This is a genomic window from Bradyrhizobium sp., assembly GCF_035652035.1.
Classification (GTDB): Bacteria; Pseudomonadota; Alphaproteobacteria; order Rhizobiales; family Xanthobacteraceae; genus Bradyrhizobium.
Window position 1 is genome coordinate 33931 of sequence record NZ_DASREO010000002.1, and the last position, 24011, is coordinate 57941.

Below are 24011 nucleotides of genomic sequence, written 5' to 3' on the forward strand. Positions count from 1 at the left end.
AATGATATCGAGGACACCCGTCGAATACCGGCGCGCTCTCCGCTTCGCGGGGGCGCTTCTGGGTCTCGCAACCGCGCTTGGCGCCTGCACGCATACCGATGAGGTCGTGACGACGACGGCGAGCATCCCCGATGACTATCGCCTCCGGCACCCGATCGCAATCCAGGAAGCCAATCGTTCGGTCGTGATCTTCGTTGGCCAGGCCCGTGGCGGCCTGTCGGCGGAGCAACGCGCCGACGTGATGGGACTGGCCCAGGTCTGGCTGCACGAAGGGACCGGCGCGATCGTGGCCGACGTTCCGGTCGGCACGCCCAATGCGAGGGCTGCCGCCGACGCTTTCCACGAAGCGCAGTCACTGCTTTCGGCGGCAGGCGTGCCGCCGCGCGGCGTCACCATGCATCAGTATCATCCTAGCGATCCGCGCCAGCTCGCGACGCTGCGGCTCAGCTATCCGAAAATCACCGCGGTGGCGGGCCCATGCGGATTGTGGCCCGAAGACCTCGGTCCCTCGATCAAGAACAAGGGCTATCTCGACAACAAGCCCTACTACAATTTCGGCTGCGCCTATCAGCGCAACATGGCTGCGATGGTCGATAACCCTGCGGACCTCGTGCAGCCGCGGCCGGAGTCGCCTGCCTATACCGTGCGGCGGACCGAGGGCTTCGATAAATATCGCAAGGGCACGAACACCGCGACCACCTACTCCGAGGCGGATAAGGCCAAACTCAGCGACACGGGCAAATGATCAGTTACGCGCGTCAGAACGAAGAAGCACAGTCGGAGACTGCTCCGCCACCGGCGGAAGACCACATCGCGCCCGCGCCACGGGTGTCGGTGCAGGCCTTCTGCGAAACGGTCGAAACCGCCGCTGCCGTGCAGTCGGCGGGCGAAGACCGCCGGCTCGGCAAGGCACATCTGAAGATTCAGATGGGCGGCATGGCTGCGGCGATCGAAGCCTATCGCACCGCGCCGACGCCGAACGTGATCATCCTGGAAACCGAGGGCCGCAACGATATCCTGAGCGGCCTCGACCAGCTCGCCACCGTGTGCGACGCGGGTTCGCGGGTGATCGTCATCGGCCGGATCAACGATGTCACGCTGTATCGCGAGCTGGTGCGCCGGGGCGTCAGCGACTACGTGATCGCGCCGATCAATCCGCTGGATGTGGTGCGCGCCGTCTGCGGGTTGTTCTCCTTGCCGGACGCCAAGGCGGTGGGCCGCATCATCGCCATCGTCGGCGCCAAGGGCGGTGTTGGCGCATCGACGGTCGCCCACAATGTGGCCTGGGCGATCGCGCGGGACCTGGCGCTGGATTCGGTGGTCGCCGACCTCGACCTCGCCTTCGGCACCGCAGGCCTCGATTACAACCAGGACCCGCCACAAGGCATCGCGGATGCGGTGTTCTCACCCGACCGGGTCGATACCGCCTTCCTCGATCGCCTGCTGTCGAAATGCACCGATCACCTCAGCCTGCTGGCGGCGCCGGCGACACTCGACCGCGTCTACGATTTCGGCGTCGAGGCCTTCGATGCGATCTTCGACACGCTTCGCACCACGATGCCGTGCATCGTTCTCGACGTCCCGCATCAATGGGCCGGCTGGACCAAGCGCGCACTGATCGCCGCCGACGACATCCTGATCGTCGCCGCGCCCGATCTCGCCAACTTACGCAACACCAAGAACATTTTCGATCTGCTCAAGTCCGCCAGACCCAACGATCGCGCGCCGCTTTACTGCCTCAACCAGGTCGGCATTCCCAAGCGGCCGGAGATCAATGCGGGTGAATTCGCCAAGGCGATCGAAAGCGATCCGATCGTGTCGATCCCGTTCGATCCCCAGATGTTCGGCGCGGCCGCCAACAACGGCCAGATGATCGCGGAGATTTCCGAAAACCATCGCAGTACCGAGATGTTCCGGCAGATCGCGCAACGGCTGACCGGCCGCGGCGAGACCAAAAAGCCGCGCGCTTCGTTCCTGTCACCTCTGATCGATAAACTGCGGGCAAAGTAATCTGACCCGTCTGGAGTAAAAGTCGTGTTTGGTAAGCGTAGCGGAGCTGATGATCCGAGGACCATGCGGCCGCCGGCGGCCGCGCCGGAGCCGTCCGCCGTTGCGACGGTCGCCCCGCGCGCACCGACTGCGCCGACCGTCGCTTCGCCGCCATTGGCGCCCGCCAAGCCGCAAGCGCCCCCGCCGCCGGCGGAGACGCGGAAATCCGACAACTATTACCAGGTCAAGGCGACGATCTTCGGCGCGCTGATCGAAGCCATCGACCTTGCCCAGCTTGCCAAGCTCGACGGCGAATCGGCCCGCGAGGAAATCCGCGATATCGTCAACGAGATCATCGCGATCAAGAACATCGTGATGTCGATTGCCGAGCAGGAAGAGCTGCTCGACGACATCTGCAATGACGTTCTCGGCTACGGCCCGCTCGAGCCGCTTCTGGCGCGCGACGATATCGCCGACATCATGGTCAACGGCGCCGGCACGGTTTACATCGAAGTCGCCGGCAAGATCCAGCGCACCGGCATCCGCTTCCGCGACAACCAGCAACTGCTCAACATCTGCCAGCGCATCGTCAGCCAAGTCGGCCGGCGCGTCGATGAATCCTCGCCGATCTGCGACGCCCGTCTCGCCGACGGTTCGCGCGTCAACGCCATCGTCCCGCCGCTGGCGCTCGATGGCCCCGCACTGACGATCCGCAAATTCAAAAAGGACAAGCTGACCCTCGACCAGCTCGTCAAGTTCGGCGCGATCTCGCCCGAGGGCGCGGAAATCCTGCAGATCATCGGCCGCGTCCGCTGCAACGTGCTGATCTCCGGCGGTACCGGTTCGGGCAAGACGACGCTGCTCAACTGCATGACCAACTATATCGACGATGAAGAGCGCGTCATCACCTGCGAAGACGCCGCCGAACTTCAGTTGCAGCAGCCGCATGTGGTGCGGCTGGAAACCCGCCCGCCCAATATCGAAGGCGAAGGACAGATCACCATGCGTGAGCTCGTCCGCAACTGCCTGCGTATGCGGCCCGAACGTATCATCGTCGGCGAAGTCCGCGGACCGGAGGCGTTCGACCTGCTGCAAGCCATGAACACCGGCCACGACGGATCGATGGGCACGCTGCACGCCAACAATCCTCGCGAAGCGCTTTCGCGCTGCGAATCCATGATCACCATGGGCGGCTTTTCGCTGCCCTCGCGCACCATCCGCGAGATGATCTGCGCTTCGATCGACGTGATCATCCAGGCCGCGCGCCTGCGCGACGGCTCGCGGCGTATCACGCACATCACCGAGGTGATGGGCATGGAAGGCGAAACCATCATCACCCAGGACCTCTTTCTGTTCGACATGGTCGGCGAGGACGCGAACGGCAAGATCATCGGCCGTCACCGCTCGACCGGTATCGGCCGGCCGCGTTTCTGGGAACGCGCGCGCTATTACGGCGAAGAGAAGCGGCTCGCAGCCGCCATCGACGCCGCCGAAGCCGCCCCGCCGAACTAACGGAGAGCGCCATGAAGATGCAAGTTCTAGCTATGGCCTTTCTCGCCACCGCCGCGATCGGCGGTCTCGCGTGGGTTTTTCTCTATCCGCTTCTGTCAGGAGAAAAAAAGGCGCAAAGCCGGCGCGCTTCCGTCGCCAAGGCCGAGCCCGTTGCCGCGCGGCAGTCGCAAAAGGAACAGCGCTCCCGCCGTGAACAGGTCGAAGGAACGCTCAAGGAGGCCGAAGCCAGGCGCGCCAAGGACTCCAAGGTCACGATGGCGACCCGTCTGACCCAGGCCGGGCTCGAGTGGACGCCACAAAAATTCATGATTATTTCCGGCGTTCTCGGCGTCGCGGCCTTCGCGCTCGTCATGCTGGTGGGCGGTGGCCTGTTAGGGGCCGCTGGCATGGCTTTCGCCGCCGGCTTCGGCCTGCCCCGCTGGTTGCTGAGCTTTCTGAAGAAGCGGCGCGAGAAGGCCTTCCTGCGCGCGCTGCCCGATGCCGTCGACGTCATCGTTCGCGGCATCAAGGCCGGCCTGCCGCTGTTTGAATCGCTCAAGGTCGTTGCGGCCGATTCGCCGGAACCGCTAAGGACCGAATTCAACGCCATCATCGAGACCCAGGCCATCGGCATGCCGCTCGGCGAAGCCTGCGGCCGCCTGTTCGAGCGGATGCCGGTGCCGGAAGCGAATTTCTTCGGCATTGTGATCGCGATCCAGCAGAAGTCCGGCGGCAACCTCTCCGAAGCGCTCGGCAATCTCTCCAAGGTGCTGCGCGACCGCAAGAAGATGGCCGAGAAGATTCAGGCGATGTCGATGGAAGCCAAAGCTTCCGCGGGCATCATCGGCTCGCTGCCCCCGATCGTCATGCTGCTCGTGTACCTGTCGACGCCCCAATACATCTCGCTGCTATGGACGCATCCGACCGGCCAACTGATGCTGGTCGGCTGCGCGATCTGGATGTCGATCGGCATCCTCGTAATGAAGAAAATGATCAACTTCGACTTCTGATGGTGCCGTATGATTAGCTTCCTGGTCGACAAGCTTCACGATGCCCATTTCATGACGATGCTGCTTGCCGCGATCGCGGCAGGCGCCACCGCCTACACGCTGATCATGCCGCTGTTCGCGGGCGAGGGGCTCGCCAAACGCATGAAGGCGGTCGCCAGCGAGCGCGAGCGGATCCGGGCGCGAGAACGCGACCGGCTCAACAAGAGCGAGAAGGTGTCGCTGCGGCAAACGCCGAAGCAACTCGTCTCCAGGGTTGTCGAAGACTTCAATCTCACCAAATACCTGGCGCAGGAGGCTGCGCGCGACAAGCTCACGCAAGCCGGCTACCGCGGTCAGGCGCCCTATATCACGTTCCTGTTCTTCCGCGCGATCGCGCCGATCGTGCTGTTCGTCGCCGCCATCCTCTATGTTTTCGTGATCTCGCATATGGAAAAATCGCTTCCGGTCAAGATCGGCATGTGCGTCGGTGCAGCCTGGCTTGGCCTGCAAGCTCCGATGCTGTTCCTGAAGAACGCGATTTCGAAGCGTCAGCTGTCGATCAAGCGCGCCTTTCCGGACGCACTCGACCTGCTTCTGATCTGTATCGAGTCGGGCATGTCGATCGAGGCTGCGTTCCGCAGGGTCAGCGTCGAGATCGTGACACAGTCGGTCGCGCTGGCGGAAGAATTCACGTTGACCACAGCGGAACTGTCCTACTTGCAGGACCGCAAGGTCGCGTACGAAAACCTTGCCAAGCGGACCGGCACCGAAGGCGTCAAATCGGTCTGTCTCGCGCTGCAGCAGTCGGAACGCTACGGCACACCGCTCGGCCAGAGCCTGCGCGTCATGGCGCAGGAAAATCGCGACATGCGCATGACCGAGGCCGAGAAAAAGGCTGCCGCCTTGCCGCCGAAACTGACGGTGCCGATGATTCTGTTCTTCCTGCCGGTGCTGTTCGTCGTCATTCTCGGGCCGACGGGCATCAAGATCGCCGCCATGCAGTAAGGTGATCGGGGCGCAACGCGCTCCGCAATCACAACCATCATTGCGGCATGCTCCCAACGGGTCGCGCGTACGCGCGCCCGATGGCAGGCTCCGGACCAGACCCTGAATTTTGAGATTCTCAGGTGCGCAACTGCGCACCATAGTTCGATGCGGAGTTTATCATCGGACCGGCCAATTGGGCCGGACCCGATGGCTCGCCCCGGAATGACCGCAAACGGCTACTCCGGACGGGTGAGCGAGGCCACAGGCAGTTTGCCCGCTCTGGCGGTGCGCGGATCGTCCTTGCGGCTCAGCATCTGCTTGAGATAGGCGACGTTGGCCGCGGCTTCCTCGGGAGGAAGATCGGCACGGACGATCTGTTCGGCTTCGGCGAAGCGGCCCTGGAGGCCGATCACCAGCGCCAGATTCTGCCGCACCCGCGCATCTGCCTTGCCGCTCGCATAGGCCTGGCGGAGCACTTCCTCGGCCTTGGGCAGGTCTTTTGACAGCATGTAGGACAGGCCGAGATTCGACAGCACCGAAGGCTCACCCGGCGCGATTTTCAGGGCGCTCGCGTAATAGCGGCGGGCTTCGTCATGACGGCCAAGCTGATCGAACGCGGTCCCCTCGACCGAGAGAATCCGCCAATCGGGATTCTCGGGCGAATGGGCGCGGCCGAGCACATCAAGGGCCTGCTGGAAGTTGCCGTTGTCGACCAGCGCCCGGCCATAGGCGGCAAGCAGCGCCTTGTCGCCGGGATGGGCGATGGTGGCCTGCTCCAGCATCGCGGCCGCCTGGCTGCGCTGTCCCGAGGCGCGCAGCGCCTGGCCATAGGCCAGCGCCGCTTCCGCACTTTTGGGATCGGCGCGATAGCGTTCGCCGGCGACTTCCGCCGCCTGATGCGGATCGGCTTCGGCGCTGGCGGTGGTCTTCGACGCGATTGATCCCGTGACGTCGGACATGGTCTGGCAGCCGCCCAGCCCGGCGGCGAAAATCGCCGTCACGGCCACGGATGCAAGAAGCCGGGCACGACTAGATCGCTGACGCATGGGGACAGGACTCACGGGTAGGCGGCGCATGACGCCGGATTTGACCCAGCAATAGTCTGTTAACCCTAATGCCGGGTTAATGCGGCCGCTTCTGCGACCGAAAGCAGGCAATCATGGCGCGCCCAAAAGCTGTTATTGGCCCGCCTCATTCCGGCTGGTTCAGCCGCCTATCTCATTGTAGAACTTCAACAAGCGCCAACGGCCGCTTGACCAACATTTCAACCCAAGAGCGCCAATGACCTCCGCGTTCGAGACCCGACCGGCAACACCGGCTGTTCCCATCACGTTCGTGACGAAGGCAACATGGGATGCGATCTCCGCCGATCTTGCCGAACCGGCGCGGCAATTCGCCCGCTCATCCGGATTTGTCGCCAAAGTGGGAGGGTATCTCGCATTGCCCGATGCCCGCGGCGAGATTTCGCACGTGGTCTTTGGGTTGGAAGACGACACCGCCAAATTCCGCGATCCCTTCAGGGCCGGCCAGTTGCCGGGCCTGCTGCCGCCTGGCGTCTATCGCTTTGCCAATGTCGCGCCCGACCATGCCCATCTCGCGACGCTCGCCTTCGCGCTCGGCGCTTACCGTTTTGGCCGATACCGGAAATCGGAAGCGCCTGAGGCCAAGCTGGTGCCGCCGGATGGCGTCGATATCGCCGACATCACGCGGATGGCGGAGGCTGCGGTACTTGCCCGCGATCTCATCAACACGCCGTCCAACGACATGGGGCCGGAAGAACTGGCGCTCGCGGCGCAACACCTCGCGCAGCGCTTCGATGCCAAATTCAGCTGCATCGTCGGCGAAGAGTTGACGCGGCAAAACTTCCCCTTGATCCACGCGGTCGGCATGGCCTCGCCCCGCGCGCCGCGCCTGATCGACTTCTCCTGGGGCGATCCGTCCCATCCCAAGGTGACTTTGGTCGGCAAGGGCGTGTGCTTCGACACCGGCGGGCTCGACCTGAAACCTTCCTCGAGCATGCTCTTGATGAAGAAGGACATGGGCGGCGCGGCCAACGTGCTCGCTCTGGCGCAGATGGTAATGGCGGCCAGCCTCAAGGTGCGGCTGCGGGTTCTCATTCCGGCGGTGGAGAATGCCGTCGCCGGCAACGCCTTCCGCCCGCTCGATATCTTCACCTCGCGCAAGGGCCTCACGGTTGAGATCGGCAATACCGACGCCGAAGGTCGACTGGTGCTGGCCGATGCGCTCGCGCTCGCTGACGAAGAGAAGCCTGACCTCTTGATTGATCTCGGCACGCTGACGGGCGCAGCGCGTGTCGCACTCGGTCCGGATTTGCCGCCGTTTTACACCAATGACGACCCGCTGGCCGAGGCGCTTTCGGCTTGCGCGAGACGAGAGAACGATCCGCTGTGGCGCCTGCCATTATGGCCGCCTTACGATAGCTGGCTCGATTCAAAAGTTGCTCATCTCAACAACGCACCATCGGGCGGCTTTGCCGGCTCGATCACCTGCGCGCTCTTCCTTCAACGCTTTGTCGAAGCGGCGAAGAGCTGGCTGCACGTCGATATCTTCGGATGGACGCCGAGCGCCAAACCGGCTCGCCCCGAGGGCGGCGAATGCCAGGCCGCGCGCGCCATCTATTGCCTGTTGAGCGATCGCTATGGACGCTGATCCGCGCGTTACGCCGGCAAGAGGCGACATTGCCGCAAAATATCTCGAAGGCAAGGTCAAGGCGGCGCGCTTTGTCGCCGGCGAGGAATTCGAAATCACGGCACCGCTCGCGCCCCTCCGTCGCGCGCCTTCCTCAGACGCAGAGGTGATGACGCAGGCTCTGAAGGGTGAACGCGTCACGATCTATGACCGCAACGATGAAGGCTGGGCCTGGGGTCAGCTCATCAGCGACGGCTATGTCGGCTGGCTCGCGGATCAGGCGCTAACAAGACCCACCGCGCCGGCGACCCACAAGGTCACAGCCTTGCTGACCTTTGCCTTTCCGGGACCGTCGATCAAGCTGCCGCCGGTGGAAACGTTGGCGATGGGAACGCAGCTCGCGGTCGCGCGCGATCAGGAGTCCTTCGCCGTGACGCGCGAAGGCTGGTATCTGCCGCGGCAGCATCTTGGCGCGTTCGATAGCCGGGCGCCGGATTTCGTCGCGGTCGCCGAGCAGTTCGTCGGCACGCCCTATCTGTGGGGCGGCAAAAGCGCCATTGGAATCGATTGCTCGGGGCTGGTTCAGGTCTCGCTGACCGCGGCGGGGACAGGTTGTCCGCGCGACAGCGACATGCAGCAGGACGGGCTCGGCCGCGAACTCGACCCGAAGGACATCAAAAATCTCAAGCGCGGCGATCTGATTTTCTGGAAGGGGCATGTCGCAATCGCGCGCGATTCCGACACCATCGTTCACGCCAATGCGCATCACATGATGACGGCGATCGAGCGCACGCAAGAGGTGGTCGCCCGCATCAAGGCCTCGGGCAGCGCGATATCAGCGATCAAGCGGCTGGATTGAGGTCGTCGCCGCCGGCGACCACGCATCACTGAAATAATCGACCATCATCCATGCCATTTACGAAATGGTACGATGCGCCGATGCGCGCTATTTGAAGTGTCGAAACGGAACGATTCCAAAATGCCTCACCTCACCGCTTTGCTCGGCTTTGCCCTTGTCGCCCTCGGCATGGTGCTGACGCCCGGGCCGAACATGATCTACCTGATCTCCCGCTCGCTCACGCAGGGACCTGCCGCCGGCATCGTCTCGCTCGGCGGCGTCGCGCTCGGCTTTGTGTTCTACATGCTGTGCGCGGCCTTCGGCATTACCGCGCTGCTGTTCGCCGTGCCCTACGCCTATGACGCGCTCCGCCTGTCCGGCGCGGCCTATCTGCTGTGGCTCGCCTGGCAGGCGCTCAAACCCGGCGGCCGTTCGCCGTTTCAGGTCAAGCCGCTGAAGGTCGACGGTCCGCGCAAACTGTTCGCGATGGGCTTCGTTACCAATCTCCTCAATCCCAAGATCGCGATGCTTTATCTGGCGCTGCTGCCGCAATTCATCGATCCCGCGCAGGGCAGCATCCTTGTGCAGTCGCTGGTGCTTGGCTCGATCCAGATCGTGATCAGCGTCAGCGTCAACGCCACGATTGCGCTCGCCGCCGGATCGATCGCGCGCTTCCTCGGCGCACGGCCGACCTGGCTATTGGTGCAGCGATGGTTGATGGGCACCGTGCTTGCCGGCCTTGCCGTGCGGATGGCGCTGGAAACGCGACGGGCGTGAGGCCCGCCTCCTCTTCCCGCTTGTGGCAGAGCTATCCGTTTACGCGGGGTACTTCTTATCTCTTCCCCTTGCCGGGAGAGATAGGAAGCACAGCCCACATCGGTAACAGCGCGAGACCCAGCAGCCCGCGTTGCAGTTTCCGGTTCACGTTTCAAACAGCGCCGTCATTGCGAGCGCAAGCCAACGGGTCGCGCGAATGCGCGCCCGATGACAGGCTCCGCAATCCAGTCTTCGGTTTTATTTTGCTGGATTGCTTCGTCGCTCCAGCGCAAAATTGCTGCGCAATTTTGTCGCGGGCTCCTCGCAATGACGAGTCCCTCTCAGGACATGCCTCCGCAGGCTCGCGGCATGGTTTGCCCGAGTTGCGAGAAAATCTTGTCCCTCGAAAGAACAGAGGGCGCAGGGAATGCCAGGTGATCAGGCTCACCCGCAGCCTCGTATGCGAAAGTAGAAAGCATACGAGTTAGTCACCACAGGTTCGCCGAACATCCCGGCATTCCCTGCGCAATGGTTTTAACGGCTTCCTTCGTGCTCTCTCTGGTGATCGGGCTTTCTTGTCACCATCCGCCGCGTGATGCGAAGCATCATCGCGACGTTGATGCCGGCGTCGAGGCATCAAGACCACACGACTTCGCCGTCCGCGACTTTCACCGCTCGTCTGGCGGCACCAGCGCGTCCATCGCATCCCGCCCTCAACGTTCGTGACGATCGCGAAACGCCCCTCTGACGAGGTGCGGGATGGCGCGGGCTTGTAGAGATGATTTGCCCGACGGGGTGAGCGAAATATTTTTCGCTAATGGCCTTGCGCCTCCGCGCAAATCAGCCGCGGCAAATTCACAATCAGAGGCCAACCCAGTTCGGTTCGAAGGTCGCAGCGGTTCGTGCCTTGTCAGCACAGTCACATCGCATTTTGACCCGATGCGGACTTTGACTTCTGGCAATTTTAACTTTTATCGGCCATCTATGTAGCCTAGCAGTTGAAACTGTCGCGCGCCTATGCTGCCGCGCTCGAGAATCTTTGTTGGGAGACCGTTGATGGCTCAAGAAAGTTCGAGGCCGCGTATCGGCGAGGGGCGCATCGGCAGTTCTCTCTGCGCCGCGATCGGTGTGCTCAGCGTCGCTGCGGTGATATGCCTGCGCTACCCCGCCTTTCTCACGACGCCTGAGCTGCGCGTCCATTACGACGTCGAGCTGCTCCGCCTCACGCTCGCGATCGCCATGGTCGTCGGCGCCTGGCTCGGCGTCATCGGGATCGTGCTTGGCGGCCCGCGGTTGAGCGCTGCGATCGGCCTCAGCGCGCTTTTTCTCGCCACGCTGCTCGGTGGGCCCTACGTGCCGACACCGGATTTTCTCCAGCCGCGCTTCTATTTCGGCCTCGACTGGCTGGTGCTCGATCTCTTCTTCACCGGCGCAGCATTCGTGCTGCTCGAGTGGACCTTCCCACGGGTGCGGCCGGAGCAGGGGCCGCTCAGCCCCGGCTGGAAGCTCGATCTCGCCTATTTCGGCGTCAACCACCTGCTGATCGGCGTCTTCCTGGTGGTCTCGACACATTTTGCCCATGACTATTTCGCCTGGGCGATCAGCCCGTCGCTGCAGGCGCATGTCGTGGCCCTGCCGGCGATCGTCCGCTTCGTGCTGGTGATTCTGGCAGCCGATGCAGTCGAATACGTCTCCCACCGCGCCTATCACGAGGTGCCGTGGTTGTGGCGAATCCATGCAGTCCATCATTCGCCGGAACACATGGACTGGCTCTCGGGATCGCGCCTCCATTTCTTCGAGCCATTGGCAACGCGCTCACTGGTGCTGGTGCCGATCGTCTTGCTCGGCTTCCCCCAAGACACGATCTTCGCCTATCTCATTTTCATCTCTGTGCAATCGGTGCTGATCCATTCGAACATCAAGATGGATATCGGCTGGCTGCGATACGTAATCGTCACGCCGCAATTCCATCATTGGCACCACGCGTCGGACGCCGAGGCCATCGACAAGAACTACGCGGCACACACACCGCTGTTCGATATGCTGGGCGGTACTTGGCACCTGCCCAAAGACCGCTGGCCGGTCAACTACGGCACGGTGAAGCCGATCCCCGGCGGCATGCTCGGCCAGTTCCTGCACCCCTTCGTCGGGCCGGTGAAGGAATTCCTCGAACATCGGAATCCATGAAGCGGCGTGTTCCGCTGTTGACAGCATGAGAGTCACAGCGTGTTCGCTCACTGAAGAAAATCGGGTGAGGTGCGGCTGAGGTCTGCTTGGCCCACAAGCGAAGTCAAGTTCGGCTCCGAAATGGTCTGCTTATCGGGGCCGAGCTGACGCTAATGACCTGACGCCCTGACGCTCTAAACGTCGTTCATGACCCGAAGCGGGCGTCTATCAATTCCTAAAGTTGTCGCGGGCAAAAGTCCTCAATCCAGCTTGGCGTCCATACCGCGCTTGACGCCCGGCCGCGCCATCAGCGTCTCGTACCAGCGCTTGACGTTGGGAAAATCGGCAAGATCCACCTTGTGGCGTGGATGGCGCCAGGCCCAGCCAAGAATCGCAAAATCCGCAACCGAGAGGGCGCCAGCGACAAATTCATGATTGGCCAGACGCCGGTCCAGCACGCCATAAAGCCTGATCGTCTCGGTCATATAGCGCTTGAGGCCATAGGCCCGATCGTGCTCGTTCTCCAGCGCAATGAAGTGGTGCACCTGCCCCGGAAACGGCCCGAAGCCGCCCATCTGCCACATCAGCCATTCATAGACCGGAATGCGCTCGGCGAGCGGCACGGGCAAGAACTTGCCGGTCTTTTCGCCGAGATAGAGCAGGATCGCGCCGGATTCGAACACGCTGACGCGCTTGCCGCCGGGCCCATCGGGATCGACGATGGCTGGAATCTTGTTGTTGGGGCTGATCGCCAGAAACGCCGCCGCCATCTGCTCGCCCTTGGAGATATTGACGGGAAAGACCTTGTAGGGCAGCCCCATTTCCTCCAGCGCAACGCTGATCTTGCGGCCATTCGGCGTATTCCAGGTGTGCAGTTCGATGGTCATTGCGGATTCCTTGGGCATTGGCGCGAAAGGCCGTCTGTAGCATCACCGGATAGGCCCGGAAACGGCCTCTCGTGCGGCATGCCCTGTTGACGGTGGGGGTTCCGCACCAGTGCGGTGGATTTGACATTCGCTCCAACATCGCCGCGAGCCCTCAGAGCGAATGCCAAATCCAAAACCGCACTGGAATCTTATATTTGCCAGGGCCCCTGTGGCTCTGACATTCGCAAACGAATCCGCTGTGAACTGGTGCGAATGTCAGAGCCGGGGCACTGGAATTGGGGGCCGTCCACGCATAGATTGCGCCACCCGAACTGGAGATCCCTGTTGTCCAAATCCGCTTCCCGCGCCCGCCTCGTCGAGATCATTCGCAAGCGCTCCTTCGGACGCGGCGAGATCACATTGGCCTCCGGGCGCAAAAGCGATTTCTACTTCAACCTCAAGCCGACGATGCTGGACCCCGAGGGCGCCGCGTTGCTGGCCGAATTGACCTATGAGGCGCTCAAGGACGACGGTCTCGACTATATCGGCGGGCTGGAGATGGGCGCGGTCCCGCTGGCCGGGGCGGTCGCCCAGATCTCCTGGCTCAAGGGCCATCCGATCGCGGCCTTCTTTGTCCGCAAGAAGCCGAAGGAACACGGCGCGCGGCTTGCGGTCGAAGGCCTCGCCAGGAACGAGAGCCTGCAAGGCAAGCGCGTTGTGATCGTCGAGGACGTCACCACGACCGGCGATTCAGCGCTGAAGGCGGTCGACGCCGTGCGCCACGCCGGCGGCGAAGTCGTTCTGGTGCTGACCATGGTGGACCGCCAGGAAGGCGCCGTCGAAAATTTTGCGCAGGCCGGCCTGCCCTTCCGCTGGCTGTTCCAGGCGAGCGAGTATCTGAAAGACTGAAGCTCGCCGACCACGAGGCTGCACTTTCTTTTGCCTCATTGCTGCCTCGCTCAATCCCTCGTTTACCAACACACACTAATGTCGACAGCGCCGGGCAATAATCTGTTCTGGCGTTAAGATTTGCTATCCGGTGGAGTAAGCGTTGCGTAACGAGTTGACCGATCAGCGCCGTCGGCGCCGCAAAACTTCCGTTGCCGCTTTTGTCCTTGCCGGCATTCTCGCCCTTGTGTCGCGCGAAGCATCCGCCGAAGGGCTGTTTGACCTGTTTTTCGGCGGCCTTCAGAAGCAGCATCAGAGCTCACAGGCGAACTTTTTCGCCGATCCAAATCAGCAAGCGGCGCCGCCGCGGCCGGTCGCCTCAAGCAGCGGTCCCGCCTTTTGCGTGCGAAGCTGCGACGGCAAGTATTTTCCGCTGACACGAAGCAACGCCTCGCCGGTTCAGATGTGTCAGGCGTTTTGCCCGGCAAGCCCGACCAAGGTTTTCTACGGCAGCAACATCGACAGCGCCACCAGCGCGACCGGCGAGCGCTATGCCGATAGCGAAAACGCGTTTGCCTATCGCAAGGCGTTGCGCGCCGATTGCACCTGCAATGGCCGCGATGCCGCCGGTCTCGCGCCGGTCGATCTGACGCTGGATGCCTCGCTGCGCGCCGGCGACGTGGTCGCAACCACCGACGGGCTCGTCGCCTATTCCGGCATCAAGATCGGCAACAACGTCAGTCCGGAATTCATTCCGGTCGCTTCCTATCCCGGCCTTACGGCGGAGGTGCGCGCACGCCTCGGCGAGATGAAAGTGGCGCCGGTTGCCGCCGATGCGCTCAGCGGCGAAACCCTGACCGCAAGCGATGTCACCGCCTCAATCACGCCGGCGCCGAAGCCAGTGCGGCGCGACAAGCACGCCGCATCGAATTGACGGATTGTATTCAAGCCGTCATTCCGGGGCGCACGCAGTGCGAACCCGGAATCTCGAGATTCCGGGTCTGGTGCTACCGCACCATCCCGGAATGACAGCATCTATAACTCACCGCCCGACAATCACGCCGATGACGTTCGGCGCGGCGCGATATTTTTCCTCGATTTGCGCCCGCGCCGCTGTGCGGTTTTCCGGCGTGAGCAGGCCGCGCTTCTCGGCCAAGATCATCCAGCAGTAGCCCCACCAGTCGGTCAGCATGCCGTCATCGTCGACGAGGTCGTAGCCTTGTTCGGCCGCGAAGATGCGCGCATGCGCCTCATCGAGCGAATCCAGGAAGACGTGGTCCTCGTCGGAGAACAGATCGTCGCTGATGTCGTCGGTGGTGTAACCCCAGACCGAGTGGCAGACGGCGTTGAATTCCCGGTCGATGGCGTCGTCATCGACGAGCTGACGGCGGGAGGTTTTATGCAGGCGCGACAGCGATCGTGCGAAGTCGGCGATGCGTGTCAGGGCGAATTGATCGAAGGCGATGGTGGACATGTAGTCCTCGGCAAGCTCGATAGACCATAGATGTTGTGTCGGCGATGTCTCGAATCACTATGATATATCAAACACTTGCTAAAGTGTTCTTAATTCGTTCCATGGCGCCAAAGCGACCCGCTCCACGCTGCCCTTAAGTAGTGGCACTTGAAACGGAGCACCAAATGCGACGAAACGAGATCATCCGGAAAGCCATCGAACTTGGGCGCATGCGTGGCTTTGTCACCTTCGACGAGCTCAATGAGCTATGCCCATCGGACACGATGGCGCCAGAAGACATCGAAGGCATCTTGGAGGCGCTCAGCGACGAAGGCATAAACGTCGTGGAGGGCAACTAGGCCCCGCAACGAGCGTGTGGCCTTCGCCGGGACGACGACTGATGGGCCTTTTGGGCATCAAGTAGACGAACGAATAAACATACTCGAGGATGACTAGGCAGGGCCGCGGTGGGCGGCTTAAGTGGAACCCGGCCCGGTCCTTGCATGAAAACTGTGCATACCTAGTTGCCGCGAGCCCCCGGTTTCGATCCCGGTGCAAGGTGCGGTATCCTAGGGTTTGGTTGCGGGATTCTGAATTTGGCTGAGCCGTCACATCCAGTGCATCCGCCGGCGCCGGCTCAGCCCATCGATGAGCTGGCGCTGTCGGAAATCAAGAGCGCGATCCTTGCCAAGCTTCGCCTTGCCATCGGCAAGGACGCCGGCATGGCCACCAGGCGCGACTGGTACAAGGCGGCGGCGCTGGCGCTGCGCGACCGCATCGTGCATCGCTGGCTCGCCGCCGACAAGCAGAGCTACGACGCCGGGCGCAAGCGCGTCTATTATCTCTCGCTCGAATTCCTGATCGGCCGTCTCTTCACCGACGCCTTGAACAATATGGGGCTATTGACGGTGTTCGAGGCGGCGCTTGGCGACCTCGGCGTCGATCTGTCGGACTTGCGCAAATGCGAGCCGGATGCGGCGCTCGGCAATGGCGGCCTGGGACGGCTTGCCGCGTGCTTCATGGAAAGCATGGCGACGCTTGGCATTCCTGCGATCGGCTACGGCATCCGCTACGACTTCGGCCTGTTCCGCCAGATCATCAACAATGGCTGGCAGCAGGAATATCCGGACGAGTGGCTGAGCTTCGGCAACCCCTGGGAATTTCAGCGGCCGGAAGTCGTCTATCACATCCATTTCGGCGGCGGCGTCGAACACGTCGACGACAAGGGCCGCGACCGCGCCATCTGGCATCCGGCGGAGACCGTGCAGGCCGTGGCCTACGATACGCCGATCGTCGGCTGGCGCGGGCAGAACGTCAACGCGCTCCGCCTGTGGTCGGCACGCTCGCCCGACCCGCTCCGCCTCGACGTTTTCAACACCGGCGACTACATCGGCGCGGTCGCTGAGGAAGCGCGCGCCGAATCGATCTGCAAGTTTCTCTATCCGAACGACGAAAGCCCGGCGGGCCGCGAACTTCGTCTGCGACAGGAATATTTCTTCGTGTCGGCGTCGTTGCAGGACCTCGTCAAACGACACATGGAAGCCGACGGCCAGTTGCGCAGCCTGTCGCAAAAGGTCGCGGTGCAGCTCAACGATACCCATCCGAGCCTCGCCGTCACCGAGCTGATGCGCATTCTCGTCGATCTGCACAATTTCCGCTGGGACGAGGCGTGGAAGATCACGGTCGCGACGTTCTCCTACACCAATCATACGCTGCTGCCGGAAGCGCTCGAGACCTGGCCGGTCGAATTGTTCGAGCGGCTGTTGCCGCGGAATCTCGAGATCATCTACCGCATCAATGTCGGCCATCTCGCGCTCGCCGAGGAACGCTGCCCCGGCGACATCGATTTCCGCGCCTCGGTCTCGCTGATCGACGAGAAATCCGGACGGCGGGTGCGGATGGGCCAACTGGCTTTCGTTGGGTCGCACCGCATCAACGGCGTTTCGGCGATGCATTCCGACCTGATGAAGGAGACCGTGTTCCACGATCTCAACCACCTCTATCCCGGCCGCATCACCAACAAGACCAACGGCATCACCTTCCGCCGCTGGCTGATGCTGGCCAATCCAAAGCTGACGGGCCTGTTGCGCGAGGCCTGCGGCGAGGCCGTGCTCGACGATCCGAGCCGGCTGCAGTTGCTTGAGAAGAGCGCCGGGGACGCCGCATTTCAGGATCAATTTCGCAACGTCAAACATCACAACAAGATCGCGCTGGCGCGCCTGATCGGCGAGAAAATCAATATCAAGGTCGATCCGACGGCGCTGTTCGACGTCCAGATCAAGCGTATCCATGAATACAAGCGGCAACTGCTCAACATCGTCGAGGCGATCGCGCTCTATCACGCGATCAAGGACGATCCGCAGGGCAACTGGGTGCCGCGTGTCAAGATTTTCGCCGGCAAGGCCGCAGCGAGCTATCGCTACGCCAAGCTCATCATCAAGCTGATCAACGACGTCGCCGAGGTCGTCAACAACGATCCTGTTATTGCCGGCCGGCTAAAGATCGCGTTCCTGCCTGATTACAATGTCAGCCTTGCCGAAGTGATCATTCCGGCCGCCGATCTCTCCGAACAGATTTCGACCGCCGGCATGGAGGCCTCCGGCACCGGCAACATGAAGCTCGCGCTCAATGGCGCGATCACCATCGGCACGCTGGACGGCGCCAATATCGAAATCCGCGATCACGTCGGCGCGGAGAACATCGCGATCTTCGGTATGGAAGCGGGCGACGTGATGATACGGCGCAAGCAGGGGCTTGACGCTTCCGACGTGATCCGCGCCTCACCATCGCTCGCGCGCGCGATCAACGCCATCGGCGGCGGCGAATTCTCGCCCGATGATCTCCATCGCTTCGAATCGATCGCCCACGCGCTGCGTCACCTCGATCATTACATGGTGAGCGCGGACTTCGATTCCTATTATGCTGCGCAGCGCGGCATCGACGCCCGCTGGCAGGCGCAAGCCGCGTGGACGCGGGCGTCCATCCTCAACGTCGCGCGAATGGCCTGGTTCTCATCCGACCGCACCATCGCCGAATACGCCGAGGACATCTGGAACGTTCCGGTGAACGGGCGCGGGCAACTCGAAAAGCTCCGCGCCGAAGGCTGAAGCCGCCCGTCGCGCCGGTCTTATTCCCGGACGACGTCGCCGTCAGCCGCCTCCAGCTTGAACGCGGCGGCAAACAGTGCGCGGGTATAGTCGGTCTGCGGGTGCTTGAACAAATCAGCCGCCTGCCCCTCCTCCACCACCTTGCCGTTGCGCATCACGATCAGATGGCTTGCCAGCGAGGCCACCACGCGCAGGTCATGCGAGATGAACATGTAGGTCAGATCGCGCTTGCGCTGCAATTCGCGCAACAGATCGACCATCTGGGCCTGAAACAGCATGTCGAGCGCGCTGGTCGGCTCGTCCAGCACGATGAAGCTCGGCTCCAGCACCACGGCGCGCGCGATCGAGATGCGCTGGCGCTGGCCGCCGGAAAATTCGTGCGGATAGCGAAATCGCGTCGCCGGATCGAGGCCGACATCGCGCAGCGCGCGGATCACGCGCGCTTCGCGGTCGGCGTCCGAAAGCGATTTCTGGTGCACGGTCAGGCCTTCGGCGACGATATCGCCGATCGACATTCGCGGGCTGAGCGCTCCGAACGGATCCTGGAACACGATCTGCATGTCGCGCCGGAAAGGCCGCATCTGCTTGAAGCGCAGGCCCTGGATCTTGTTGCCCAGAAACACGATCGGACCATCTGACGAAATCAGCCGCAACAGCGCCAGGCCGAGCGTGGTCTTGCCGGAACCGGACTCGCCGACAACACCGAGCGTCTCTCCCTTGCGCACCTTCAGACTGACGCCATCGACGGCCTTGATATGCCCGACGGTCTTTCGCAGCAGGCCTCGCTTGATCGGAAACCAGACCTTCAGATTGTCCGCCGAGATCACGACCGGCGAAGCAGGCCGCGGCGGCGCCGGGTCGGGCTTGGGTTCGGCGGCAAGCAAAGCGCGGGTATAGGGGTGCTTGGGCTCGGTGAAAACCTGCTCGACGGGCCCCTGCTCGACGATCTTGCCGTTGTTCATGACACAGACGACGTCCGCAATACGCCGCACGATGCCGAGGTCATGGGTAATGAACAACAGGCTCATGCCGAGCCGTTTGCGGATGTCGGCGAGCAGCGCCAGGATTTGCGCCTGCACCGTGACGTCGAGCGCGGTGGTCGGCTCATCGGCAATCAGAAGATCGGGCTCGTTGGCAAGCGCCATCGCAATCATCACCCGCTGGCGCTGGCCGCCGGACAGTTGATGCGGATAACTTCCGAGCCGGGTTTCCGGATCGGGAATGCCGACCTGCGTCAACAGCTCGAGCGTGCGCTCCCGCACCATCCGTCCGCTGATATCGTTGTGAAGCCGCAGGTTCTCGCCGATCTGCGACTCGATCGTATGCAACGGGTTGAGCGAGGTCATCGGCTCCTGGAAGATGATCGAGATGTCGTTGCCGCGAATGCTTCGCATGTCGTGTTCCGGCAACTTCAGGAGATCGCGTCCGTTGAACAGGATGCTGCCGGAGGGATGCGACGCATTCGGATAGGGCAGAAGCTTCATGACCGACAACGCGCTGACGGATTTTCCCGAACCGGACTCGCCGACCAGCGCCACGCACTGGCCACGCCTGATCGAAAAGGAAATGCGGTCGACCGCGGTCGAAGCTCCGCCCTGATGGCGAAACGCCACCGACAGTTCGCGAACATCGAGCAAGGGCTGGTTGATGGCGTCCATGGCTTCGCTCACCTGAACGTCTTGCGCGGATCGAAGGCGTCGCGCACCGCCTCGCCGATGAATATCAGCAGCGACAGCATGATCGCCACCGCAAAGAACCCGGTGAAGCCGAGCCACGGCGCCTGGATGTTGGCCTTGCCCTGCGACAGCAATTCGCCGAGCGAGGGTGAACCGGGCGGCAGGCCAAAACCGAGGAAGTCGAGCGCGGTGAGCGTCATCACCGACGACGAGACGATGAACGGCAGGAAGGTCATGGTCGCGACCATGGCGTTCGGCAGCAAATGGCGGAACATGATCACGGCATTGGAAACGCCGAGCGCGCGCGCCGCCTGGATATATTCGAAATTGCGGCCACGCAGAAACTCCGCACGCACGAGGCCGACCAGCGAGACCCAGGAAAACAGCGCCAAAATGCCGAGCAGGACGAAAAAGCCGGGCGGCAGCACCGCGGATATGATGAGGAGGACGTAAAGCTCGGGAATCGAATTCCAGATTTCGATGAAGCGCTGGAAACCAAGATCGATCCAGCCGCCGAAATAGCCCTGCACGCCCCCGGCCGCGACCCCGATGACCGAGGAAATGATGGTCAGGCAGAGACCGAACAGCACGGAAATCCGAAACCCGTAGATCAGGCGCGCGACCACGTCGCGGCCCTGGTCGTCGGTGCCCAGCCAGTTGTATTCGAGATCGCGACAGCCATTGAGGTGCTTCTTCTCCACGACGTCCTTGCACTGCGCTTCCGTCAGCATCCAGGTCGGCGGCGACGGCGCCGGCGTCGGCAGATCGCGGTTGAGCGTATCGTAGGAATAGCGGACCAGCGGCCAGACGATGGTGCCACCCTTGTCCGCAATCAGCTTCTGCAGATAAGGATCGCGATAATCGGCTGCCGTCTCGAAGTCGCCGCCGAAGGTCGTCTCCGGATAGGAGACGAAAGCCGGCCAATAAAGATGGCCATCATACTTGATCAAAAACGGCCGGTCGTTGGCGATCAGCTCGGCGAACAGCGAGACCAGGAACAGCAGCATGAAGATCCAGAACGACCAGTAACCGCGCCTGTTCGACTTGAAATTCTCCCAGCGGCGGCGATTGAGCGACAATGGCCGCACGCCATCACCCGCAATCGGCTTAGCCGCGCCGAGCGAGCCTGGCGTCTTTGTTTCGGGCGGCGGCGTGGTGATCGTCATCAGACCTCCCGCGCCTCGAAATCGATCCGCGGATCGACCCACATATAGGTGAGATCGGAGACCAGATTCACCGCCAGGCCGACCAGCGAGAAGATGTAGAGCGTTCCGAACACCACAGGATAGTCGCGGTTGAGCACGCTCTCGAACGAAAGCAGGCCGAGCCCGTCGAGCGAGAAAATCGTCTCGATCAGGAGCGCGCTCGAGAAGAAGGCGCGAATGAACGCGCCGGGAAAGCCCGCGATCACGATCAGCATTGCGTTGCGGAAGATGTGGCCATAAAGCACCTGGTTCTCGCTGCAACCCTTGGCGCGCGCGGTCATGACATACTGCTTGCGAATTTCGTCAAGGAACGAATTCTTGGTCAGAAGCGTCATGGTCGCAAATGCGCTGAGCGACATCGAGATCAGCGGCAAAGTGAGGTGCCAGAAATAATCGATGATCTTCCAGTACCAGGGAAACTGCGACCAGCCATCCGATGTCAGGCCGCGCAGCGGAAACAGGTTGAGGAACGATCCGCCGGCAAACAGGATGATCAGAAGGATGGCAAACAGGAAGCCCGGAATCGCAAAGCCGATGATGATCACCGCCGAGGTCCAGGTGTCGAAGGGCGAGCCGTCCTTCACCGCCTTGCGAATGCCGAGCGGAATCGAGATCAGGTAGGTGATCAGCGTCATCCACAGGCCGAGCGAGATCGAAACCGGAAGCTTCTCCTTGATCAGCTGAATCACACTGATGTCGCGGAAATAGCTCTTGCCGAAATCGAAGCGGGAATAATTCAGGACCATCAGCGCAAAGCGTTCCGGCGCCGGCTTGTCGAAGCCAAACTGCTTTTCCAGGCTCTTGATGAAATCGGGATCAAGCCCCTGCGCGCCGCGATATTTCGAATTGACGGCTTCACCGGCAGCGCCGCCCGGACCGGTGGGACGGAAATCGCCACCGCCGCCGGAGATGCGCGACGTCGCGCCGGTGTCGGAGCCTGTGAGTTGCGCGATCACGCGCTCTACCGGTCCGCCCGGTGCGAATTGCACCACCACAAAGGCGACGAACATGATTCCGAGCAGGGTCGGAATCATCAGCAGGATACGGCGGGCGATATAGGCGCTCATGACTTATTTCGCCTGATCTGACTTCGCGGCCTTTGCGGCATCGTACCACCAGATTTCCGGAACGCCGGCGCGGGAGGCGTAACGCGGCAATTTTTCCGGATGGTCGAAAATGTCCCAATAGGCCAGCTTGTGCGTGTTGGCGTACCATTGCGGAATCCAGTAGCGCCCGGCACGGAAGACGCGGTCGATCGCGCGGCACGCCGCGGTGAGTTCGGCACGCGTTTGCGCGCCGATAGCTCTCTCGACCAAAGCATCAATCGCTGGATTGGCAACACCCGCCAGATTGTAGGACCCCTTGGTGGCGGCGGCCTGCGATGTGAAGTAGGGACGCAAGGAGTCGCCCGGCGTCGCCGAAATGCTGAGGCGCTCGACGGTAATGTCGAAATCGAAATCTTCCACGCGCGCGCGAAACTGCACGGCATCGATCAGGCGGATACTGGCGTCGATGCCAAGCACGCCGAGATTCTTGATGAAGGTTGCATGGTGTGGCTGGAACGACGGTTCGTCGAGCAGAAATTCGACCGTGAAGCGCTCGCCATTTGGAAGCAGCCGCTTGCCGTCCTTTACCGGCAGGCCGGCTTCCTGGAGCAGTTGCTGCGCCTTGCGCAACAACGCGCGGTCCTGCCCGGACCCATCCGAGACCGGCGGCACGAAAGGCTCCTTGAACACTTCCTCCGGCACCTGGCCGCGAAACGGCTCCAACAGTTTCAGTTCCTCCGACGACGGCAACCCGCTCGCCACCATGTCCGAATTCTGAAACGGCGAACTGGTGCGGGCGTAGGCGCCGTACATCACCGTCTTGTTGGTCCATTCGAAATCGAAGGCGCAAATCAGCGCTTCGCGAACGCGTGGGTCTTTGAACTTGTCGCGTCTTGTATTGATGAACCAGCCTTGGCCGCCGGACGGAGTTTCATCCGGCACCAGCTCGCGCTTGACGCGGCCATCCTTGATGGCCGGAAAATCATAGCGCGTCGCCCAGATCCGCGAGGTGAACTCCTCACGAAAGAGATAGTTCTTGCCGGTAAAGCCTTCGAAGGCGACGTCGCGGTCACGATAGAATTCAAAGCGAATGACATCGAAATTGTAACTGCCGCGATTGACCGGCAGATCGGCCGCCCACCAGTCCTTCACGCGCTCGAATTCGATGAAACGGTTGATCTCGAACTTCCCGACCTTGTATGGCCCCGAACCCAATGGCGTATCGACCGTGGACTCCTCAAACGGCCGTGACGCATAGTAGGTCTTGGAGAAGATCGGCAGGCCCGCAACATACAGCGGCACGTCGCGCGCGCGGTTGGGCGCGAAGGTGACGACGAGCGTGGCCTCGTCCGCCGCTTCGGCCTTCACCATGTCGCGCAACTGCACGATGACCAGGGGATGGCCCTTTTCCTTCAGCACCGTGAGCGAGAACGCCGCATCCTGCGCAGTCAGTTTCGATCCGTCGTGGAAGCGCGCCTCCGGTCGCACGGTGAAGCGATACGTCAGCCCGTCAGGCGAAATCTGAACGGACTTGGCCGCCAGACCGTACATCGCATCGGGCTCGTCGCTGGCGCGCGCCATCAGCGAGGCGAACGTCATGTCCATGCCCTGGGCGCCTTCGCCCTTGAGGACAAAAGCGTTGAGCGAATTGAAGGTGAAGAAGGATTGGTTGTAGGCCCGCGTCGGCGGGATCAGCGAAAACAGTCCGCCTTTTGGCGCAGCCGCATTGACGTAGTCAAAATGGGCAAAATCGGCGGGATATTTCAGATCGCCAAACGCCGATATGCCGTGAACAGCCTTGTCTGTCTCCGCTGCCCTGGCGCCAGCCAGCCACGGCGCGCTCATGGCGCCAAGGCTCAAGCCCAGCACATGCCGGCGGGAGAAAAGCGCCATGCGCGATAAATC

At 62.2% G+C, this 24011-nt stretch carries 19 protein-coding genes and 1 pseudogene; 13 read left to right on the forward strand and 7 right to left on the reverse strand.

The window, feature by feature from the left end:
* The first annotated feature begins 1 nt into the window (after position 1).
* From VFB05_RS00415 to VFB05_RS00435, 5 genes are read left to right on the forward strand one after another with little or no spacing between them, the layout of a single operon-like run.
* Complete coding sequence (locus tag VFB05_RS00415) at positions 2-745, forward strand: CpaD family pilus assembly protein (protein ID WP_325007552.1); 744 nt, start codon at positions 2-4, stop codon at positions 743-745.
* Entirely contained in the window at positions 742-2010 is a 1269-nt protein-coding gene (locus VFB05_RS00420; protein ID WP_325007554.1) for an AAA family ATPase, read from the forward strand. The genes VFB05_RS00415 and VFB05_RS00420 overlap by 4 nt, the downstream gene beginning before the upstream one ends.
* A gap of 24 nt (positions 2011-2034) precedes the next feature.
* On the forward strand, positions 2035-3501 hold the full coding sequence (locus VFB05_RS00425) for a CpaF family protein (protein ID WP_325007556.1): 1467 nt from the start codon (positions 2035-2037) through the stop codon (positions 3499-3501).
* A gap of 11 nt (positions 3502-3512) precedes the next feature.
* A complete protein-coding gene (locus VFB05_RS00430; RefSeq protein ID WP_325007558.1) occupies positions 3513-4490 on the forward strand; it encodes a type II secretion system F family protein in 978 nt (325 codons plus the stop codon).
* Positions 4491-4499: 9 nt separating this feature from the next.
* A complete protein-coding gene (locus VFB05_RS00435; RefSeq protein WP_325007560.1) occupies positions 4500-5474 on the forward strand; it encodes a type II secretion system F family protein in 975 nt (324 codons plus the stop codon).
* 218 nt (positions 5475-5692) lie between these two features.
* Here VFB05_RS00435 and VFB05_RS00440 read toward each other — a convergent pair whose 3' ends face one another.
* On the reverse strand, positions 5693-6502 hold the full coding sequence (locus tag VFB05_RS00440; RefSeq protein WP_325007563.1) for a tetratricopeptide repeat protein: 810 nt from the start codon (positions 6500-6502) through the stop codon (positions 5693-5695).
* A gap of 235 nt (positions 6503-6737) precedes the next feature.
* Between VFB05_RS00440 and VFB05_RS00445 the strand changes: the two genes are divergently transcribed.
* From VFB05_RS00445 to VFB05_RS00460, 4 genes are all read left to right on the forward strand, one after another.
* A complete protein-coding gene (locus VFB05_RS00445; protein ID WP_325007565.1) occupies positions 6738-8126 on the forward strand; it encodes a leucyl aminopeptidase family protein in 1389 nt (462 codons plus the stop codon).
* Positions 8116-8964, forward strand: a complete 849-nt coding sequence (locus tag VFB05_RS00450) for an NlpC/P60 family protein (protein WP_325007567.1) — start codon at positions 8116-8118, stop codon at positions 8962-8964. The genes VFB05_RS00445 and VFB05_RS00450 overlap by 11 nt, the downstream gene beginning before the upstream one ends.
* Before the next feature lie 120 nt (positions 8965-9084).
* Complete coding sequence (locus VFB05_RS00455; protein WP_325007569.1) at positions 9085-9720, forward strand: LysE family translocator; 636 nt, start codon at positions 9085-9087, stop codon at positions 9718-9720.
* 1035 nt (positions 9721-10755) lie between these two features.
* The gene (locus VFB05_RS00460; protein WP_325007572.1) at positions 10756-11886 is read left to right on the forward strand and encodes a sterol desaturase family protein; all 1131 of its coding nucleotides are present in this window, start codon (positions 10756-10758) and stop codon (positions 11884-11886) included.
* Between the two features lie 239 nt (positions 11887-12125).
* On the opposite strand, the gene VFB05_RS00465 is transcribed toward VFB05_RS00460, so the two are convergent.
* Positions 12126-12752, reverse strand: a complete 627-nt coding sequence (locus VFB05_RS00465) for a glutathione S-transferase family protein (RefSeq protein WP_325007574.1) — start codon at positions 12750-12752, stop codon at positions 12126-12128.
* Positions 12753-13076: 324 nt separating this feature from the next.
* Between VFB05_RS00465 and pyrE the strand changes: the two genes are divergently transcribed.
* Together pyrE and VFB05_RS00475 are read left to right on the forward strand one after the other, a co-directional pair.
* Positions 13077-13640: an orotate phosphoribosyltransferase gene (gene pyrE, locus VFB05_RS00470; RefSeq protein WP_325007576.1), complete on the forward strand. Its 564-nt coding sequence runs from the start codon at positions 13077-13079 to the stop codon at positions 13638-13640.
* 142 nt (positions 13641-13782) lie between these two features.
* A complete protein-coding gene (locus VFB05_RS00475; protein ID WP_325007578.1) occupies positions 13783-14553 on the forward strand; it encodes a DUF2865 domain-containing protein in 771 nt (256 codons plus the stop codon).
* A gap of 108 nt (positions 14554-14661) precedes the next feature.
* On the opposite strand, the gene VFB05_RS00480 is transcribed toward VFB05_RS00475, so the two are convergent.
* Entirely contained in the window at positions 14662-15093 is a 432-nt protein-coding gene (locus VFB05_RS00480; RefSeq protein WP_325007580.1) for a hypothetical protein, read from the reverse strand.
* Positions 15094-15257: 164 nt separating this feature from the next.
* On the opposite strand from VFB05_RS00480, the pseudogene VFB05_RS00485 reads away from it, so the two are divergent.
* Positions 15258-15422, forward strand: a pseudogene (locus tag VFB05_RS00485) (RNA polymerase sigma factor region1.1 domain-containing protein); the annotation flags it as partial.
* 246 nt (positions 15423-15668) lie between these two features.
* Complete coding sequence (locus tag VFB05_RS00490) at positions 15669-18179, forward strand: glycogen/starch/alpha-glucan phosphorylase (protein WP_325007584.1); 2511 nt, start codon at positions 15669-15671, stop codon at positions 18177-18179.
* 20 nt (positions 18180-18199) lie between these two features.
* On the opposite strand, the gene VFB05_RS00495 is transcribed toward VFB05_RS00490, so the two are convergent.
* Genes VFB05_RS00495 through VFB05_RS00510 form a run of 4 tightly spaced genes read right to left on the reverse strand, consistent with a single transcriptional unit; the run spans position 18200 to position 23999 of the window.
* The gene (locus VFB05_RS00495) at positions 18200-19837 is read right to left on the reverse strand and encodes an ABC transporter ATP-binding protein (RefSeq protein WP_325007744.1); all 1638 of its coding nucleotides are present in this window, start codon (positions 19835-19837) and stop codon (positions 18200-18202) included.
* Between the two features lie 8 nt (positions 19838-19845).
* Entirely contained in the window at positions 19846-21021 is a 1176-nt protein-coding gene (locus tag VFB05_RS00500) for an ABC transporter permease (protein WP_325007586.1), read from the reverse strand.
* A complete protein-coding gene (locus VFB05_RS00505; RefSeq protein ID WP_325007588.1) occupies positions 21021-22127 on the reverse strand; it encodes a microcin C ABC transporter permease YejB in 1107 nt (368 codons plus the stop codon). Before VFB05_RS00505 ends, VFB05_RS00500 begins: the two co-directional genes overlap by 1 nt.
* 3 nt (positions 22128-22130) lie before the next feature.
* Positions 22131-23999 (reverse strand): extracellular solute-binding protein, encoded by a 1869-nt coding sequence (locus VFB05_RS00510; protein ID WP_325007590.1) that lies wholly within the window; start codon positions 23997-23999, stop codon positions 22131-22133.
* Positions 24000-24011: the final 12 nt, after the last annotated feature.

Bases quoted from the DNA above. Each gene is read 5' to 3' on its own strand.
- VFB05_RS00415 (WP_325007552.1), top strand. From the start codon at position 2: ATGATATCGAGGACACCCGTCGAATACCGGCGCGCTCTCCGCTTCGCG.
- VFB05_RS00420 (WP_325007554.1), top strand. From the start codon at position 742: ATGATCAGTTACGCGCGTCAGAACGAAGAAGCACAGTCGGAGACTGCT.
- VFB05_RS00430 (WP_325007558.1), top strand. From the start codon at position 3,513: ATGAAGATGCAAGTTCTAGCTATGGCCTTTCTCGCCACCGCCGCGATC.
- VFB05_RS00435 (WP_325007560.1), top strand. From the start codon at position 4,500: ATGATTAGCTTCCTGGTCGACAAGCTTCACGATGCCCATTTCATGACG.
- VFB05_RS00440 (WP_325007563.1), bottom strand. From the start codon at position 6,502: ATGCGTCAGCGATCTAGTCGTGCCCGGCTTCTTGCATCCGTGGCCGTG.
- VFB05_RS00445 (WP_325007565.1), top strand. From the start codon at position 6,738: ATGACCTCCGCGTTCGAGACCCGACCGGCAACACCGGCTGTTCCCATC.
- VFB05_RS00450 (WP_325007567.1), top strand. From the start codon at position 8,116: ATGGACGCTGATCCGCGCGTTACGCCGGCAAGAGGCGACATTGCCGCA.
- VFB05_RS00455 (WP_325007569.1), top strand. From the start codon at position 9,085: ATGCCTCACCTCACCGCTTTGCTCGGCTTTGCCCTTGTCGCCCTCGGC.
- VFB05_RS00460 (WP_325007572.1), top strand. From the start codon at position 10,756: ATGGCTCAAGAAAGTTCGAGGCCGCGTATCGGCGAGGGGCGCATCGGC.
- VFB05_RS00465 (WP_325007574.1), bottom strand. From the start codon at position 12,752: ATGACCATCGAACTGCACACCTGGAATACGCCGAATGGCCGCAAGATC.
- VFB05_RS00480 (WP_325007580.1), bottom strand. From the start codon at position 15,093: ATGTCCACCATCGCCTTCGATCAATTCGCCCTGACACGCATCGCCGAC.
- VFB05_RS00495 (WP_325007744.1), bottom strand. From the start codon at position 19,837: ATGGACGCCATCAACCAGCCCTTGCTCGATGTTCGCGAACTGTCGGTG.
- VFB05_RS00500 (WP_325007586.1), bottom strand. From the start codon at position 21,021: ATGACGATCACCACGCCGCCGCCCGAAACAAAGACGCCAGGCTCGCTC.
- VFB05_RS00505 (WP_325007588.1), bottom strand. From the start codon at position 22,127: ATGAGCGCCTATATCGCCCGCCGTATCCTGCTGATGATTCCGACCCTG.
- VFB05_RS00510 (WP_325007590.1), bottom strand. From the start codon at position 23,999: ATGGCGCTTTTCTCCCGCCGGCATGTGCTGGGCTTGAGCCTTGGCGCC.